12 protein-coding genes and 1 pseudogene are annotated in these 16,524 nt (G+C 69.9%); 3 read left to right on the top strand and 10 right to left on the bottom strand.

Going from position 1 to position 16,524, the window contains the following annotated elements:
* Positions 1–95: 95 nt before the first annotated feature.
* The 4 genes from pfkB to ACIRQP_RS10890 form a co-directional block, all read right to left on the bottom strand.
* Positions 96–1,043, bottom strand: coding sequence for a 1-phosphofructokinase (pfkB, locus tag ACIRQP_RS10875; protein ID WP_403886665.1), 948 nt, complete (start codon positions 1,041–1,043; stop codon positions 96–98).
* A gap of 11 nt (positions 1,044–1,054) precedes the next feature.
* Complete coding sequence (locus ACIRQP_RS10880) at positions 1,055–1,816, bottom strand: DeoR/GlpR family DNA-binding transcription regulator (RefSeq protein WP_403886668.1); 762 nt, start codon at positions 1,814–1,816, stop codon at positions 1,055–1,057.
* A gap of 107 nt (positions 1,817–1,923) precedes the next feature.
* Positions 1,924–3,219, bottom strand: a complete 1,296-nt coding sequence (locus tag ACIRQP_RS10885) for a S1 family peptidase (protein ID WP_403886671.1) — start codon at positions 3,217–3,219, stop codon at positions 1,924–1,926.
* A gap of 71 nt (positions 3,220–3,290) precedes the next feature.
* Positions 3,291–4,775 carry an MFS transporter gene (locus ACIRQP_RS10890; RefSeq protein ID WP_403887146.1) on the bottom strand — a complete coding sequence of 495 codons (1,485 nt, stop codon included), beginning with the start codon at positions 4,773–4,775 and terminating at the stop codon, positions 3,291–3,293.
* Positions 4,776–5,063: 288 nt separating this feature from the next.
* Here ACIRQP_RS10890 and ACIRQP_RS10895 point away from each other — a divergent pair, with 288 nt between their 5' ends.
* Positions 5,064–6,050: a helix-turn-helix transcriptional regulator gene (locus ACIRQP_RS10895; RefSeq protein WP_403886674.1), complete on the top strand. Its 987-nt coding sequence runs from the start codon at positions 5,064–5,066 to the stop codon at positions 6,048–6,050.
* A gap of 177 nt (positions 6,051–6,227) precedes the next feature.
* Here the strand turns inward: ACIRQP_RS10895 and ACIRQP_RS10900 are convergent, their stop codons facing one another.
* Together ACIRQP_RS10900 and ACIRQP_RS10905 are read right to left on the bottom strand one after the other, a co-directional pair.
* Positions 6,228–7,223, bottom strand: coding sequence for an RNA polymerase sigma factor RpoD/SigA (locus ACIRQP_RS10900; RefSeq protein WP_403886678.1), 996 nt, complete (start codon positions 7,221–7,223; stop codon positions 6,228–6,230).
* A 461-nt stretch (positions 7,224–7,684) separates the two neighbouring features.
* Positions 7,685–8,471, bottom strand: a pseudogene (locus ACIRQP_RS10905) (dioxygenase).
* A gap of 204 nt (positions 8,472–8,675) precedes the next feature.
* Here ACIRQP_RS10905 and ACIRQP_RS10910 point away from each other — a divergent pair.
* Positions 8,676–9,209 (top strand): MarR family winged helix-turn-helix transcriptional regulator, encoded by a 534-nt coding sequence (locus ACIRQP_RS10910; RefSeq protein WP_403886681.1) that lies wholly within the window; start codon positions 8,676–8,678, stop codon positions 9,207–9,209.
* Positions 9,210–9,338: 129 nt separating this feature from the next.
* Here ACIRQP_RS10910 and ACIRQP_RS10915 read toward each other — a convergent pair whose 3' ends face one another.
* Together ACIRQP_RS10915 and ACIRQP_RS10920 are read right to left on the bottom strand one after the other, a co-directional pair.
* The gene (locus ACIRQP_RS10915) at positions 9,339–10,874 is read right to left on the bottom strand and encodes an MFS transporter (protein WP_403886684.1); all 1,536 of its coding nucleotides are present in this window, start codon (positions 10,872–10,874) and stop codon (positions 9,339–9,341) included.
* Between the two features lie 294 nt (positions 10,875–11,168).
* A complete protein-coding gene (locus ACIRQP_RS10920) occupies positions 11,169–11,825 on the bottom strand; it encodes a TetR/AcrR family transcriptional regulator (protein ID WP_403886686.1) in 657 nt (218 codons plus the stop codon).
* A 267-nt stretch (positions 11,826–12,092) separates the two neighbouring features.
* Here ACIRQP_RS10920 and ACIRQP_RS10925 point away from each other — a divergent pair, with 267 nt between their 5' ends.
* Complete coding sequence (locus ACIRQP_RS10925; protein ID WP_403886689.1) at positions 12,093–13,544, top strand: M6 family metalloprotease domain-containing protein; 1,452 nt, start codon at positions 12,093–12,095, stop codon at positions 13,542–13,544.
* Between the two features lie 177 nt (positions 13,545–13,721).
* On the opposite strand, the gene ACIRQP_RS10930 is transcribed toward ACIRQP_RS10925, so the two are convergent.
* Positions 13,722–15,473 carry a class I adenylate-forming enzyme family protein gene (locus ACIRQP_RS10930; protein WP_403886692.1) on the bottom strand — a complete coding sequence of 584 codons (1,752 nt, stop codon included), beginning with the start codon at positions 15,471–15,473 and terminating at the stop codon, positions 13,722–13,724.
* A gap of 111 nt (positions 15,474–15,584) precedes the next feature.
* Positions 15,585–16,340: an SDR family NAD(P)-dependent oxidoreductase gene (locus tag ACIRQP_RS10935; protein WP_403886695.1), complete on the bottom strand. Its 756-nt coding sequence runs from the start codon at positions 16,338–16,340 to the stop codon at positions 15,585–15,587.
* Between the last annotated feature and the right edge of the window lie 184 nt (positions 16,341–16,524).

Here is a 16,524-nt window from a genome sequence, read left to right on the forward strand (position 1 = left end):
AGAAGCGGGAGTAAGGGGAAAAGCGGCAGGAGGGTGAGGGGAAAGGGATGGGGATGGGGATGGGTAGCGGGGGGCTTGGGGGCAGGGAGACGGGCTCATGAGGCGGGCTCCGCGAGTGGACGGTCCAGCGGGACGTCCGCGGTCACCGTGACCGCCGACGGGTCCAGGTCCGCGGGCGACGGCATCACGCTGCCCGGCAGTTGCACCGCCGCCGCCCCATGCGCGACGGCGGACGCGAGAGCCTCGGGGCCTTCGCCGCCCGCCGTCAGGAACCCGGCGAGCGAGGCATCGCCCGCACCGACGTTGCTGCGGACCGCCGCGACGGCGGCACAGCCGAAGTACGTCCCCGCGCCCGAGACCAGTAGCTGGCCGTCCGCGCCGAGGCTGGCGAGCACGGACCCCGCGCCGTACGTCCGCAGTTCCTCCGCGGCCTTCACCGCGTCGCCCACCGTCGCGAGGGGGCGTCCGACGGCCTGTGCCAGCTCTTCGGCGTTCGGCTTGACGACGTCCGGCCGTTCCCGGAGCGCGGCCAGCAGCGAGGCACCCGAGGTGTCGAGCGCGATCCTGGCCCCGGCGCGGTGCGCGCGGGCGACCAGTTCGGCGTACCACTCCGACGCGAGGCCGCGCGGCAGACTGCCGCAGCAGGCGATCCAGGTGGCCGCGCCCGCGTGCGTACGAATCGTGGAGAGTAGCGACTCCGACTCGACGGCCGTCAGTTCGGGACCCGGCGCGTTGATCTTCGTCAGGGTGCCGTCCGGCTCGGCGAGCGCGATGTTGGAACGGGTGGCGCCCGCGACCGGCACCGGCGCGACCTCGATGCCCTGCCCCGCGAGCAGTTCGGCGACGAGCGCGCCGGGCGCGCCGCCGAGCGGCAGTACGGCGACCGTACGCCGGCCCGCCGCGGCGACGGCCCGCGAGACATTGACCCCCTTGCCGCCGGGGTCCATGCGCTCGGCCGTGGCCCGCAGCACCTCGCCTCGGTCGAGGGCCGGGACCTCGTACGTACGGTCCAGGCTCGGATTCGGGGTGACGGTGAGAATCATGCGGCGCTCTCCTAGACGCACAGCACTTCGGTGCCCGCGGCCCCTACCGCCGCGGCGTCCGAAGTGCTGAGCCCGCTGTCGGTGATGAGCAGGTCGACATCGGCGAGAGCGCCGAAGCGCGCGAAGTGCTCCTGGCCGTGCTTGGCGGAGTCGGCGAGCAGCACCACCCGCCGGGCGGCGCCGACGAGCGCGCGCTTGACCGCGGCTTCGGCGAGGTCCGGGGTGGTGAGACCGCCCTGCGGCGAGAACCCGTTCGTGCCGAGGAACACCACATCGGCGCGGATCTCGCCGTACGCGCGCAGGGCCCAGGCGTCGACGGCGGCGCGCGTACGGTGCCGCACCCTGCCCCCGACCAGATGGAGATCGATGCCCGGATGATCGGCCAGCCGGGCGGCGACGGGCAGCGCGTGGGTGACGACGGTGAGCCCGCAGTCCAGCGGCAGCGCCGCCGCGAGCCGCGCCACGGTCGAACCGGCGTCCAGGATCACGCTGCCGTCCTCCGGCAGCTCGGCGAGTGCCGCGTGCGCGATGCGGTCCTTCTCGTCGGCGGCGGTGGACTCGCGCTCCGCGAGGTCGGGCTCGAAGTCGAGCCGCCCGGCCGGTATGGCCCCACCGTGCACACGCCGTACGAGCCCGGCCCTGTCCAGGGCCTTGAGGTCACGCCGTACGGTCTCGGCGGTTACCTGGAACTCCTCGGCCAGCGACAGCACATCGACGCGGCCGCCCTCGCGGGCGAGGCGCAGGATCTCCTGCTGGCGCTCCGGTGCGTACATGTGGTTTTACGTCCATTCCGTGCCCGAACCTGTGGTTTCGGCGACACGCTACGCCCAGATTTTCTGAAAGTAAACAGATCCGGGCACGGTACGGACAGAGTCGGGCGTCAGCCGTTCTCGGCGGCGCTCTCGCCGTAGCCGACGGTTCCCGCGCCGCCGTCGTTCCCGGCAGCACCGTCTTCGTTCCCGACGACCTCGCCGCCATCGTTCCCGACGACCTCGCCGTCGCCGTCCCCGACAGCCCCGTCCCCCGCAGCCCCGTCGCCGACAGCCCCGTCGCCGACTTGGGCGCCGACGGCGGCCAGCGCGGTGGTCACCGGCTGGAAGAACGTCTCGCCGCCGACGGTGCAGTCGCCGCTGCCGCCCGAGGTCAGCCCGATGGCGCTGCCGTCCGCGGTGAAGAGGGGGCCGCCGCTGTCGCCCGGCTCCGCGCAGACATCGGTCTGGATCAGGCCGGTGACCGTACCCTCCGCGTAGTTGACGGTGGCGTCGAGGCCGGTGACCGAGCCGTCGTGCAGCCCCGTGGTACTGCCCATGCGGATCACCGCCTGGCCCACTGTGGCCTCGGCGGCCCCGGTGATCTCCACGGTCCGACCGTCGCCCGTGTCGACCACGCCGGGGGCCTCGGTGGTGGCGTCGTCGTAGCCGACGAACGCGAAGTCGCCGTCGCCCGGGAAGATCGCCTGCCGTACGGTGCCCACCGGCGCCCCGCCCACGGCGTCCGACCACTCGGCGGCGGCGACTCCGCAGTGGCCGGCGGTGAGGAAGCCGGGCGCGCCGTTCCCGTCGATGACGTTGAAGCCGAGCGAGCAGCGCGCGCCGCCGCCGAAGATGGCGTCACCGCCCGCGGCGACGGTCTTGAACTCCCCGGTCGACTTCTTGATACGGGCCGTGTCCGCGCCCAGCGATCTGACCGTGGACTCGATCCGGTCCCAGTTGTCGCCGGTGACGGTGCGATCCGCCGTGACCTGGATCTGGTTGGTCTTCGGATCGACGGCCCACGCGGTGCCCGGAATGGTGGCCTGCCGCCGCAATGTCTGCGCGGCGGACTTCAGTTGGGCCGTGCTGTTCTTGACGTTCCGCACCACGGCTCCGGCCCTGGCGACCTCGGCACGCATATCGCTGTCGTCGCCGACGACATTGACGGTGACCTGCTGCCTGTCCTTGTCGTAGTAGGCACCGGCGTAGGCCGGACCCAGCCGCGCGGCGATCCGTGAGGCGAGGTCCCCCGCGGATAAGGCACTCAGCGTCTTGGGCACGGGCGCGGGCACGGGAGCCGGAGAGGGATCGGATCCGGCCTGCGAGGCATTGGCCTGGGGCAGCAGAATCGCGGCCGCCACCACGGCCGCGGCGCCGCCCCCGGCGAAAACGATCTTCCGCTTGGGTATGCGTTTGTGGCTCAACTCGTGACCTCCTGTGGGGGACGGAGTCCGCTCGTCGGCAGCAGACGAAACGCGCTACGCGCTACGAGCCTTCATACGCGGGAGACCTGAGTTGTGTTCAGCTCGGCCTCCATGGCCTCCATGGCCTCCGCCGCCGACTCCTCCGCATGCTGCTTCGGCCGGGCCGGCAGCGCGAACATCACCCCGAAGATCATCACGAGCACCGCCGCCACCCACCACAGCGCGTGCTGGAATCCGTCCACGAAGGCCATGCCGACCACCGAGGGGTCGGCCGCCGAAGAGCCGGCCGACGAGGAACCACGGACGTGATCGTCGACCACACCGAAGAACACCACCGACACCAGCCCGAGCCCGAGCGCGTTGCCCATCTGCTGCGTGGTGTTGATCAGACCGGACGCCGAGCCCGCGTGCTCGCGCGGCACCCCGGACAGCACCGCGTCCGTCAGCGGCGCGATGATCAGGCCCATGCCGAGCCCCATCACCGTCAGCGGCAGCGCCAACTGCCAGGCGTGGATCTCCGTTCCGTACCGCCCGGCTTCCCAGATGTAGACCAGCAGTCCCGCTGCCATCGTCAGCGCACCGGTCTGGAGCACCTTCCGGCCGAAGCGCGGCACCAGCTTCTGTACGGACAGTCCCGCCGCCACCGAGACCGCGACCGAGAACGGCACTCCCGTGAGCCCCGCCCGCAGGGGGCTCCAGCCGAGACCGATCTGCATATAGAGGGTCGAGACCAGGAAGAAGATGCCCAGAGCGATCCCGAAGGTCAGCTGTACGGCGATACCCGCGGCGAAGCTCTTCACCTTGAACAGCGACAGCTCGACGAGCGGCGAACCGTCCTTGCGCGTCTTCCGCTTCTCGTACGCCACGAAGCCCGCGAACACCAGCACACTGCCCGCCATGCACAGATGGCCCCACAGCGGCCAGCCCAGCTCGCGCCCGCGCGTCAGCGGGTAGACCAGCATCAGCAGGGCGGCGGTCACCAGCACCACGCCGACCAGGTCGAGCCGCAGCGCCTTGGGCGCCTTGGACTCGGTGATGAACTTCCGGCCGAGCAGTACGCCCGCGATCCCGACCGGCAGATTGATGAGGAAGATGGGCCGCCACTCCAGCCCGGCGATGTTCCACTGCGTCAGCAGCGCGCCGAGCAGTGGTCCCGAGACGGCGCCGAGGCCGACGATCGCGCCGAACATCCCGAAGACCTTGCCACGTTCGTGCGCCGGGAAGGTGACATGGATGATCGCGAGCACCTGCGGCACCATCATCGCCGCCATCGCGCCCTGGAGCAGCCGTGAGCCCGCGAGTATCTCCGGGGTCGCGGCGAATCCGCAGAGCGCGGAGGCGATCGTGAAGCCGGTGATGCCGATCAGGAAGAGCCGCTTACGGCCGTATATGTCACCGAGCCGACCCCCTGTGATCAGTCCGGCGGCGAAGGCGAGGGCGTATCCGGCGGTGATCCACTGGATGGCTCCGAACGAGGCGCCCAGACCCCGTTCGATGCTCGGGATGGCGATATGGACGATCGTGACGTCGACCAGGTCCATGAACGCGGCGGTCATGACGACGGCCAGGGCCAGCCAGCGACGACGGTCGCCGGGCGCGGAGACCGTGCCACCGACGGCCGAGACGCTGTCCGAAGCGCCGGGACGGGACTCGGCAGCCTTGTCCAGAACGGCCACGGGCGTTGAGCGGGCGGGAGGAAAAGCAGAAGACGAAGAAGTCGGAGAGGGGGAAGAGGGCGAAGAGGGCTGAGAGGGCTGAGAAGAAGCGGGCGAAGAACTCATACGGAAGAAGCTAGGGACCATTTAGGCCAGGACGAGTCCTAGATGGCACGCACCATGGATCCCATGACCGACACCCCGGCACGGCTCCTCAGTCTGCTCTCCCTCCTCCAGACTCCGCGCGAGTGGCCGGGCAGTGAGCTGGCCGAGCGGCTCGCTGTCAGCCCGCGCACCATCCGCCGCGACATCGACCGGCTGCGCGCCCTCGGCTACCCCGTCGAAGCCACCATGGGCCCGGTGGGCGGCTACCGGCTGGTCGCCGGCACCGCCATGCCGCCGCTGCTCCTGGACGACGAGGAGGCCGTCGCCATCGCCGTCGGGCTGCGCGCCGGGGCGGGCCATGCCATCGAGGGCGTCGAGGAGGCCTCCGTACGGGCGCTCGCCAAGCTGGAGCAGGTGCTGCCCTCCCGGCTGCGGCACCGCGTCTCCACACTCCAGGCCGCGACCATCCCGCTCACCCAGGGCGACGGATCCACCATCGATCCGCGCACCCTGACGGTGATGGCCTCGACGGTCACCGGCACGGAGCGGTTGCGGTTCGGCTACCGCTCGGGCGACGGTACGGAGACGAAGCGGCAGGTCGAGCCGTACCGTCTCGTCTCCACCGGTCGGCGCTGGTATCTGGTGGCCTACGACCTCGGGCGCGAGGACTGGCGTACGTTCCGGGTCGACCGGGTCAGCGAGCCCTTCGCCACCGGCGCGCGATTCCGCCCGCGCGAGCTGCCCGCCGGGGACGCGGCGAAGTTCCTGAGCCGGTCGATGTCCCGGATGCAGCCGTCGATGGAGGTGGATGTGAGCTTCCTGGCGCCCGCGCGGTTTGTGGCGGCGCGGCTCCCGGCCCGGCTCGGCACGCCAGAACCCACCGGCCCTGACTCCTGCCGACTGCGCACCTCGGTGGACGACTCGGTGGAGTGGCTGGCGCTCCGACTGGCGCTGGTGGACTGCGAGTTCACGGCGCACCGGCCGGACCGGCTGACGGACTACCTGCGGGAACTGGGGGCAAGGCTCACCCGTGCGGCCGTCCTTGCGGCTGTCCCGGGAGAAGCACCGTAAGAGCAGCCTCGGACACGACCCGGACAGACTCGGACACGACCCGGACAGAGGTGAGCCCCGGCACCTGGGGGGGGTTGGTGCCGGGGCTCGTTCTCGGGGGCCGACGGGTCGGCCCGTACGTACCGCTCGGAGAGACAGTACGAGTAAGGGGGACACTACGGGTACAGAACGGTGACGTCACGCCGCCGCGTCGAAACCTGTGTCACGAGCCATCTTTTTCAGCTCCATCAGCGCGTGCTTCTCGATCTGCCGTATCCGCTCGCGGGTCAGGCCGTGCTGCTTGCCCACCTCGGTGAGCGTACGCTCGCGGCCGTCCTCGATGCCGTACCGCATCTTGATGATCGAGGCCGTGCGCTGGTCGAGCTTGCCGATCAGGTCCTCCAGCTCCTCACTGCGGAGCAGCGTCAGCACGGACTGCTCGGGCGATACCGCGGAGGTGTCCTCCAGCAGATCGCCGAACTGCGTGTCCCCGTCGTCGTCCACCGACATGTTCAGACTGACCGGGTCACGCGCCCAGTCCAGTACGTCGTTGATCCGCGCCGGGTTCGACCCCAGCTCCTCGGCGACCTCTTCGGGCTCCGGATCCCGTCCGTTCTCGCGGTTGAACTCCCGCTGAACGCGCCGGATCCTGCCCAGCTCCTCCACCAGATGGACCGGCAGCCGGATCGTCCGGGACTGGTCCGCTATGGAACGCGTGATGGCCTGGCGGATCCACCACGTCGCGTACGTCGAGAACTTGAAGCCCTTGGCGTAGTCGAACTTCTCCACGGCACGCACCAGGCCGGCGTTGCCCTCCTGGATCAGATCCAGCAGGGGCAGACCGCTGCGCGGGTAACGCCGCGCCACGGCGACCACCAGGCGGAGGTTCGAACGGATGAAGATGTCCTTCGCACGCTCGCCCGCGGTGACCAGCGCCTCAAGCTCTTCGTGCGAAGCGCCACCCGCCTCGCTCTTCACCTCTCCGTCGAGAATCTGCCGGGCGTATACTCCGGCCTCGATGGTCTGGGACAGCTCGACTTCCTTTGCGGCGTCGAGCAGCGGCGTACGCGCGATCTCGTCGAGGTACATGCCGACCAGGTCGCGGTCGGCGATCTCCCCGCCTACGGCGCGAACACTGCTTGCCGCTTTCGTCCCGCCAGAAGCGGTACGACGGGCGACGGCACGGGTTGCCATGCGAGCTCCCTTACTGAACTGAGTAGGTCGCGACACCCTCCCGGGTGCCCTGCATCCGAAGGAAACAACGACTGGAATCCGGACAGAATTCCCATGCCGTACATGGATTTTGTGATCATGCAGTACCCTGTACCGCCACGATGGGTCGGCCGGTGCTGCGAGGAGGGCCAGAAGCGCAGGTCAGAGCGGGTCGGAACAGGCTCACGGGCCGGTACCCGGTCGTCGTCCCCCCATCCCTGTAGATATCCCCGCAGATCCCTCTGAGATCCCTCTGACCTCACATTCCTGAAGACGGCTCGCGCCCGTCTTTGGTTGCTCAGCGGTTGCTCAGCCCACACCGGGTCGACGCCTGCCGCCGGGTCCACGCCCGCCGCCGGCTCGTCAGCGGGGCGATGAGGCAGCGGTGCGATGAATCAGCGGGGCGGTGGGTCAGCGGGGCAGCAGGGCAGCGAGTCGGCAGGTCAGCCGAACTGCACCGCCCTCTTCGCCAGGCCCATCCAGAAGCCGTCGATCACGCTCCGGCAGCTCTCCAGCTCGCCCTCCGACGCACCCAGCGTCACGAAGAGTGGCGCGAAGTGCTCAGTACGGGGGTGGGCCAGCCGGCCGGCCGGGGCCTTGTGCTCGAAGTCGAGCAGGGCATCGACGTCCCGCGCCCGCAGCGCCCTCGTACCCCAGTCGTCGAACTCCGCGGACCAGCCGGGCACCCCGCCGCCCGTGTGCCGCAAAGCGGCCAGGTTGTGGGTGAAGAAGCCACTGCCGACGATCAATACACCCTCGTCCCTGAGCGGTGCCAGCTTGCGCCCGATCTCCAACAGCTTCTGCGGGTCGAGTGTGGGCATGGAGACCTGGAGCACCGGAATGTCGGCCTCCGGGAACATCTCCGCCAGGGGCACATACGCACCGTGATCGAGCCCGCGGTCCGGCACGTCCTGCACCGGCGTCCCGGCGCCGCGCAGCAGCTTCCTCACGGAATCGGCCGGCCAGCTCGGGCGCCCCCGGCGCCGCGTACCGCACCGCGTAGTAGTGCTCGGGAAAGCCCCAGAAGTCGTACACCAGCGGCACGGTCTCGGTCGCGCCGAGCGCGAGCGGGGCCTCTTCCCAGTGCGCGGAGACCATCAGGATCGCCTTGGGGCGGGGCAGCGTCCCGGACCAGGCGGCCAGTTCACCGGGCCAGACCGGGTCGTCGGCCAGCGGCGGGGCTCCATGGGAGAGGTAGAGGGCGGGCATGCGCTCCGCGACGGCGTTCATGGCGACTCCCGGTCTGTTGACCTGTCTCTGTCCGTGGACGTGCAGCATGTGGACGTGGACGTGGATCTATCCGTCCGTGGATCCATCTGCGCGTGGATCCATCTGCGCGTGGATCCATCTGCGCGATCCACCTACTTGAATCCTCAAGCATTCACTTCACTGTCACCCTATCCAGACCTAGTTTAACTTTCAAGAATTGGTAGAGTGGAATACATGACGATGGCATCCACCGGCAGCGGCGCCGGTACGGGCGAGGAGCCTCGCTGGCTCAGCAACGAGGAGCAGCGCGTCTGGCAGGCGTATCTCCAGGCCACCACGCTGCTGGAGGACCATCTCGACCGCCAGCTCCAGCGTGACGCCGGGATGCCGCACATCTACTACGCCCTGCTCGTGCATCTCGCGCGCGCTCCCCGGCGCCGGATGCGGATGACCCAGCTGGCCAAGGACGCCAAAATAACCAGGTCACGGCTGTCGCACGCGATCGCGCGGCTGGAACAGCACGGCTGGGTGCGGCGCGAGGACTGCCCCTCCGACAAGCGCGGACAGAACGCGTTCCTGACGGACGAGGGAAACGATGTCCTGGAGAAGTCGGCGCCGGGCCATGTCGCCGCCGTACGCCAGGCGATCTTCGACCGGCTCAGCCCCGAGCAGATCGGACAGCTCGGCGAGATCATGCGGGTGATGGCGGCAGGGCTCCAGCCGGAGGGTACGGGCGCGGATCTGCCCTGGCGCCGCTGACATACGAAGTACTACGGACACGAATCCGCCCCGGCACCACCGCTGAATAGCGGCGGTACCGGGGCGGACGGTTCCGTGCCGTGGGGCAGCGACCGTCAGTGCATCCGCACCGTCAGTGCATCGCCATCGTCAGTGCATCGCCACCGGCATCTTGATCTCGTCCTCCGCGCCCTCGACACCCGAGGCGACCGGCGAAGAACCGGGACGGCCCGTGTTGATCAGGGTCACGGCGATCGCGGAGGCGACCAGCAGGATGCCGACCGCCCACCAGATCGCGCTGGAGAAGCCGGCCACCAGGGCCTGGAGCTCCAGCAGCTGCGCGTTGGTGGCCGTCGCCGCGTGGGAGGCGACGTACGCGGTGGTGGCCGAGGCCGCGATCGTGTTCAGCAGCGCCGTACCGATCGCGCCACCCACCTGCTGCGAGGTGTTCACCATCGCCGAGGCGACGCCCGCGTCACGCGGCTCGATGCCGTGCGTGGCGAGCGACATGGCCGGCATGAACGCCGTACCCATACCGAGGCCGAGCAGCAGCTCCGCCGGCAGGATCAGGCCGGTGTACGAGGAGCCGATCTCCAGCTGGGTCAGCAGGAGCATGCCGACGGAGGCGACCAGGAAGCCGGGGCCCATCAGATGGCGAGGCGCCACCCGGGTCATCAGCCGGGCACCGATCTGGGTCGAGCCCGTGATCATGCCCACGATCATCGGCATGAAGGCGAAGCCCGTCTTGACCGGCGAGTACCCCTCGACCACCTGGAGGTAGTACGTCAGGAAGAGGAACAGACCGAACATGCCGATGATGGCGAGGCCCAGCGAGAGATAGACACCGGCGCGGTTGCGGTTGGTCACCACGCGCAGCGGCAGCAGCGGAGCCTTGACCCTCGACTCGACGGCCACGAACGTCACCAGCAGGACCGCGGCGGCGACGAAGAGCGAGATCGTCATCGAGTCGCCCCAGCCGTTGGACTCGGCGCGGGTGAAGCCGTACACCAGCGAGACCAGGCCCAGCGTGGAGAGTACGACGCCGGGGATGTCCAGCGCGGAGCGGTTGCGCCCGCCCGCGGGCTCGCGGATCACGAAGTACGCGCCCAGGGCGGCCACGATCGCGAACGGAATGTTGACGAAGAACGTCCAGCGCCAGTCCAGGTACTCGGTGAGGAATCCACCGAGGATCAGACCCACGGCGCCACCGCCACCGGCGATCGCTCCGAAGATGCCGAAGGCCTTGGCCCGCTCCTTGGCATCAGTGAAGGTCACGGCGAGCAGCGACAGAGCGGCGGGCGCGAGCAGCGCGCCGAAGACACCCTGGAGCGCGCGGGCGCCGAGCAGCAGCCCCTCGCTGTTGGCCGCGCCGCCGATGGCGGACGCGGCGGCGAAGCCGATGAGGCCGGTGACGAACGTGCGCTTACGGCCCCACAGGTCGGCGATGCGTCCGCCGAAGAGGAGCAGACCACCGAAGGCGAGGGCGTAGGCCGTGATGACCCACTGCTTGTTGCCGTCCGATATCCCCAGGTCTTTCTGGGCGGAGGGCAGCGCGATATTCACGATCGTCGCGTCGAGTACGACCATGAGCTGCGCGAGGGCGATGAAAACCAGCGCTTTCCAGCGGCTGGGGTCGGCGGCCGTGGCACCCGGATCGGGGCGCCGTGTTTCGGCTGTTTTTGACATGGAGGTGTCCACCTAAGGGTGCGTAAAGGCGAAAACGTACGTAAGCACACGCGACGCTGCGTGACTTACGAAGTCATGGGGTCGTGGAGTCTCTGGTGCGGGCGCTGGAGCACGAGCCGCTGGCCGCGGGCACGGACACGCGCCGGCGGACCTCTGAACTGAGCGGGCCGCTGGAGCTTGCCGGAGTTGCCGGAGCCACGCGGCCGCTACTGGAACTGGAATGGGCTACTGGGACTGTGGGGGCCTGGCCGCCGGGGTTCGCGGGCCTGGCCGGTGCGTTGGTTCAAGGGCGCGTCACGGAGCGGCGCGGCGCAGATCCTCCATAGTCGCGGCCGAGCCGGCCAGTTCGGACCTGGCGGGTGCTTCCAGGCCATCGAGGAACAGCTGGAGATGCCGGTGGATGAACCGGTCCATGTCCAGGCAGCCGGTGCCGGGCAGCGGGCGGGTGAGCTGGGACAGCGCGACCATCAGATCGCCGACGGCGACATCCGTTCGCAGCCGCCCGGCCTGGCGCGCCCGTTCCATGAGCCCTTCGACGACCGTCTCCAGACGCACGCGCTGCGCGTCCAGATCGGGACGTTCCCTGTTGAACGTGGCGGACAGCATCGGACAGAGCGCTCCGATTCGTTCGTCGGCCGCGGCATGCACGAAGCGGCGCAGCGCGATGAACGGGTCGGACTCCTCCGCGGCGATACGGTCCGCCTGGTCGGCGACACTCTCCATGACGGAGCGCACAACAGCGTGAACAAGGGCGTACCGGTCGGCGAAGTGCCGGTAGAGCGTGGCATTGCCGATGCCCGCACGGCGGGCGATCTCATCGAGCGGGGCGTCGGCCCCGAACTCCACGAACATCTCACGGGCCGCCGCCACGATCCGCTCCCGGTTGCGCAGAGCGTCCGCGCGCGGGCGGGCCACTCGGCGCGTCGGGGTTTCAGCTGCGATGGCGGTCACGTCGAACCCTTCCCTCGGTTCCCTCGGTCCTCGTGCTTCGTATGTCGCAAGCGGGGATCGCTTCCCCGCTTTCCAGAGACACCTGTGTAAACGGGGAAGCCATCCCCGGTTATTTCACTCAAACATGTGAGCTGGGTCACTCTGCTCCATTCGGTGGCAGGAACCCACGATCGGCGCACCCAGCGAGCGCCGACACGCCGACCGACGCACGGTGATCGAACAGCGCAGTCAGTACGGCCGACTGCCGCGGACGTAAAGGGCGACCGCATGCAGCAGAGGCGTCAGATACGCGGAGCCGGCGGGAGAGCCGGAGCCACAGGAGCCCCCGAAGGCATAGAAGACACGGCAGACACGGACGGAACCGCAAGCACCGGAAGCACCGCCGACGCGACCAGCACCCGACGTACCCAACGAACCCCGTGCACCTCACGCACCTCACGCACCAGTGGCATCGCCGGCCGGGCCAAGGGCCCCCGCCGCCTCACCGCCATCGCCGGCCTCACAGCGCTCACCCTCGCCGCCCTGACCACGGCGAGTTCGACCCTCCACGCCACCGCCACCGCCTCGGGGGGCCTGGGACTGGCCGTGAACTCTCCCCTCGGCCCGTGCCGTATCGTCCCGAACATCGCCGTACAGATGTCGGAGGGCCTGCCCACCCCGTCCGGTTACTCCCGCTCCACGGGCAAGGTCCGCGCCCTCAACCTCATGATCGACTTCCCGGACGCACCGGGCACGGGGAGGGCGCTCGACCGACTCTCCGAGTTCTTCCCGAAGACGTCGCAGTGGTTCAGAACCAGTTCGTACGGGCGGCTCGACTACCGCCCCGAGGCCCCGCTGCGGGACTGGGTACGGATGCCGCTGCCCTTCGCGGAGTACGGGATCGCGCGCGGCTCACCGTACGAGCCGGGCTACCGAAAGCTGGTCGACGACATCGTGGCCGTCACCGACCCGGAAGTGGACTTCAGCGCGTACGACCTGGTCAACGTGTTGGTCACACCCAACGCGGGCCCCTCGGCGCTGGACACCGTCCTGTCCGTCACCTTCTCCGGCAACGCGGATGCCCCGCACGCCGACGGCGCCCCCCTCGCCAACACGTCCTTCGTCTACAGCCGCCAGGACGACGGCTCCGGATCGTACGCCGAGACCGGCTACCGGGTGCTCCCGCACGAGAACGGCCATGTCTTCGGGCTGCCCGATCTCTACACGATGGACGGCGGCAGCTCGGTCGGGCACTGGGACATCATGTCCGAGGACTGGGGCGCCAACAACGATCTGCTGGGCTGGCACAAGTGGAAGCTCGGCTGGCTCGACGACGAACAGGTCCGATGCGCCGCGCGGGCGGGCAGCAGCAACGACTATGTGCTCGGTCCGCTGGCCACCACGGGCGGGCCGAAGCTGGCGTTCGTACCGATCTCCAAGGAGTCGGGGTACGCGGTGGAGGTACGGACGCGCGAGGGCAATGACGAGGCGGTCTGCGAGCCGGGGGTCCTGATCTACCGCGTGGACTCGGGCGTCGACACGGGCCGCGGCCCGATCGCCGTCGCGGACAGCAAGCCGAACAGCGGTGGCTGTACGCGCAGGCCCAATGTGCACGCGGAGCTGTCGGACGCGCCGTACCGGCCGGGGCAGACCTTCACCGACCAGGAGCACGGCATCGAGATCTCGGTGCTGGCGCAGGACCCGGACGGAAGTTTCAAGATCAGGGTGAAGCGGTCCTGAGCGGTTCCGAGTGCCTCTGGCGGTCCCCCCGAGTGCCTCTGGCGCCCCCCCCGAGCGCCTCTTGGCTCTTGGCCGGTCTGGGCTGCCTCCGGGTGATCCTGAGCGTCCCGTGCCGTCCCCGTGCACGACCACTCTCCACTCCCTCCCCGCCTCGTCATTCCTCCCGCGATTCCCCCGTCATTCCTCCCCCGCGCGGATGTGCTCCGCCACGGGGTCCCGCAGCTCACGCTTGAGGATCTTGCCGGTCGGGTTCCGCGGCAGCGGCTCCTCCCGCACGAGCACATGAGCCGGCACCTTGAACGCGGCGAGACGACGGCCGACATGGGCCCGCAGTTCCCCGGCGTCCGTCCCGGCCCCCGGCCTGATCCGCACCACCGCCGCGACCTCCTCGCCCAGCACGGGGTGGGGGACGCCGAGCACGGCGGCGTCGATGACGTCCGGGTGCGCGTGGAGTACGTCCTCGACCTCGACGCAGTACACGTTCTCGCCACCGCGGACGATCATGTCCTTGATCCGGTCCACGACACTGACGCGCCCGTCGTCCCGTACGACCGCGAGGTCACCGGTCCTGAACCAGCCGTCGCGGGAGAACGCCCGCGCGCTCGACGCCTCGTCCCGCCAGTAGCCGCGCATGAGCGACTGGCCGCGCAGCCACAGCTCCCCCACCTCCCCCTCGGGCAACGTCTCGCCGGCCGGATCCGCGATCCGTACCTCGGTGACGGGCGTCGGACGTCCCACGCTGGCCGGGAACCGCCGGTAGTCGGCGCCGAAGTTGGCGAGCACCCCGCCGGAGGTCTCCGTCAGGCCGTAACCGTTACGAGCTTCGATGCGCTCCCCGTAACGGGCTGTGAGCCGGGCCACCAGATCGGGCGGCGCGGCGGCGCCGCCGGTGGCGAGCATGGTGAGGGATTCCAGCGGGTCGTTCTCGGCGACCGCCTCGTCCAGCAGTTGGAGCGCGGTGGCCGGGACGCCCGCGTAGTGCGTCACCCCGTGCTCGCGGATCAGTTCCAGGGCCCGTCGCGCGTCCCACTTGCGCATCAGGACGAGCGTGCCGCCGACGGCCATCGCCGAATAGAGGCTGGTGAACGCCGCCACATGGAAGAACGGGAACGTCATCAGCGAGACGGGCGCGGGCCCCTGGCCCGGGATCCGCCCGCGCCCGAGGGCGGAGGCGGCGGCCTGGAAGCGGGGGTTCATGGCCGCTCCCGCCTGTGCGAGATGGGTGGCGACGGCGCCCTTGGGCCGTCCCGTCGTCCCCGATGTGTAGATGATGGTGGCGTCGTCCTCGGGCCGCACCTCGACGTCGGGGGGCGCGGCGGCGGGATCGGGGGCGGGCAGTTCCTCGTACCGCTCCACGCCCGCGCCGAGCGCGCCGCCGGAGTCGTCGCGGCCTCCGCACCCGTCGTAGCCTCCGCAGCCGTCGTGGTCGTCGGAGTCGAAGACGACGATCCGCACCCGCTCGCGCCCGCCTTCACGCTTCCCCTGGTCCTCGGCCCATCGGCTGACGCGCGGCAGCCGCTCGCCGTCCACGAGCAGCACGCGCGGCGCGCAGTCGTCCAACGCGTACCTGAACTCGTCCTCGGTCCACCAGGCGTTGAGGGGTACGGCGATCAGCCCCGCCAACTGGGCGGCCCAGAAGGCGATCTGCCACTCGGGGTGGTTGCGCATGGCGATGACGGCGCGGTCGCCGGGGCGCAGCCCGTACGCATCGAGGAACCGGTTGGCGAGGGCGGAGGCGGCGGCGAAGAACTCCCCGTACGTATACGTCCGGTCCTCCGCCACCAGAAACGGCTGATCGCCGAAGGTCCAGGTCGGCTCGACGAACTCGCGCAGGGTGCGCGGCCCTTCGGCATAGATGAGCGAGCCGTTCTCGGCGCGTACGACGGCGAAAGGCGCCCCGGGCGCGGTGAGGATGGGCGACACGGGCACCTCGGGAATCTCTCTGAGCGCTTGCTCAATACGGGGGCGACGCTACTCCACCGACCTGACGGAGTCGACCCGCGCCGCCCCCGCCCGGCGCGGCCCTGGCGCCATGCCCGGTCAGTCCACCTGCGTCCCGCAGGTGATGTTGAGCGCGGTCGCGGTCATGGAGCGGGCGCGGTCGGAGGCGGCGAAGGCGGCCACGTTCCCCACGTCCTCCAGGGTGGCGGCCCGCTTCAGCATCGTGCGCCGCTCGATGTCGTGGACGATGGCGTCACGTCCGTCGAAGTCCGCGGGAAGCGTCTCGGCGATCCCGGCGGTCTGGAGCGTCAGCGCCCGGATCCCGAACGGCCCCAGCTCACAGGCCAGTTGGCGGCGCAGCGATTCGAGCGCCTGAAAGGCGACCTGGAGCCCGCCCAGGCTGAATTCGGGCGCCGGATCGCCGTACCCCCCGAACACCAGGATCACGCCGGAACGACGCGGCTTCATATGGCGGGCGGCGGCGCGCGCGGTCAGGAAATTCGTCCGCAGGGCGGTCACGACGGGCCGCTCGAAGTCCGCGAGCGCCATTTCGGCGAGCGGGGTGCCCTGCACGTCGTTGTGCGAGATCAGATTGAACGAGATATCGATACTGCCCGCCCGCTCGGCCACATCGTCGGCATGCGCGTCCACGGCCCGTTCGTCGAGCGCGTCCAGTACGGCGGTCTCGACGGTGCCGCCCTCGGCCCTGATGTCCGAAGCGACCGCCTCCAGCGGCCCGGGGGTACGGGCGGCGAGGAAGACCTGCGCCCCCTCCCGCGCGAAGATCCGCGCCACGGCGCCGCCGATGGCCCCGCTGCCGCCGTAGATCACAGCGGTCTTGTTCTTGAGCAGCATGCCCGCTCTCCTTCTCGCATTCGGATGCGACGGAACGTACGCCCCGCCTCCTCGAAGGACCGCCGCCCCGCCCAAAACTCATCGCCGCGTCTCATCCGGTCCGGGCCACCGATCGCCGGGCTCGGCGGTACCGCCGTGCGACTCTCGGCACTGCGCACCCGCTGTCTCTCCACGCATCCCAACA

Origin of the sequence: Streptomyces sp. NPDC102274 (genome assembly GCF_044766385.1) — a bacterium.
Taxonomy (GTDB): Bacteria; Actinomycetota; Actinomycetes; order Streptomycetales; family Streptomycetaceae; genus Streptomyces.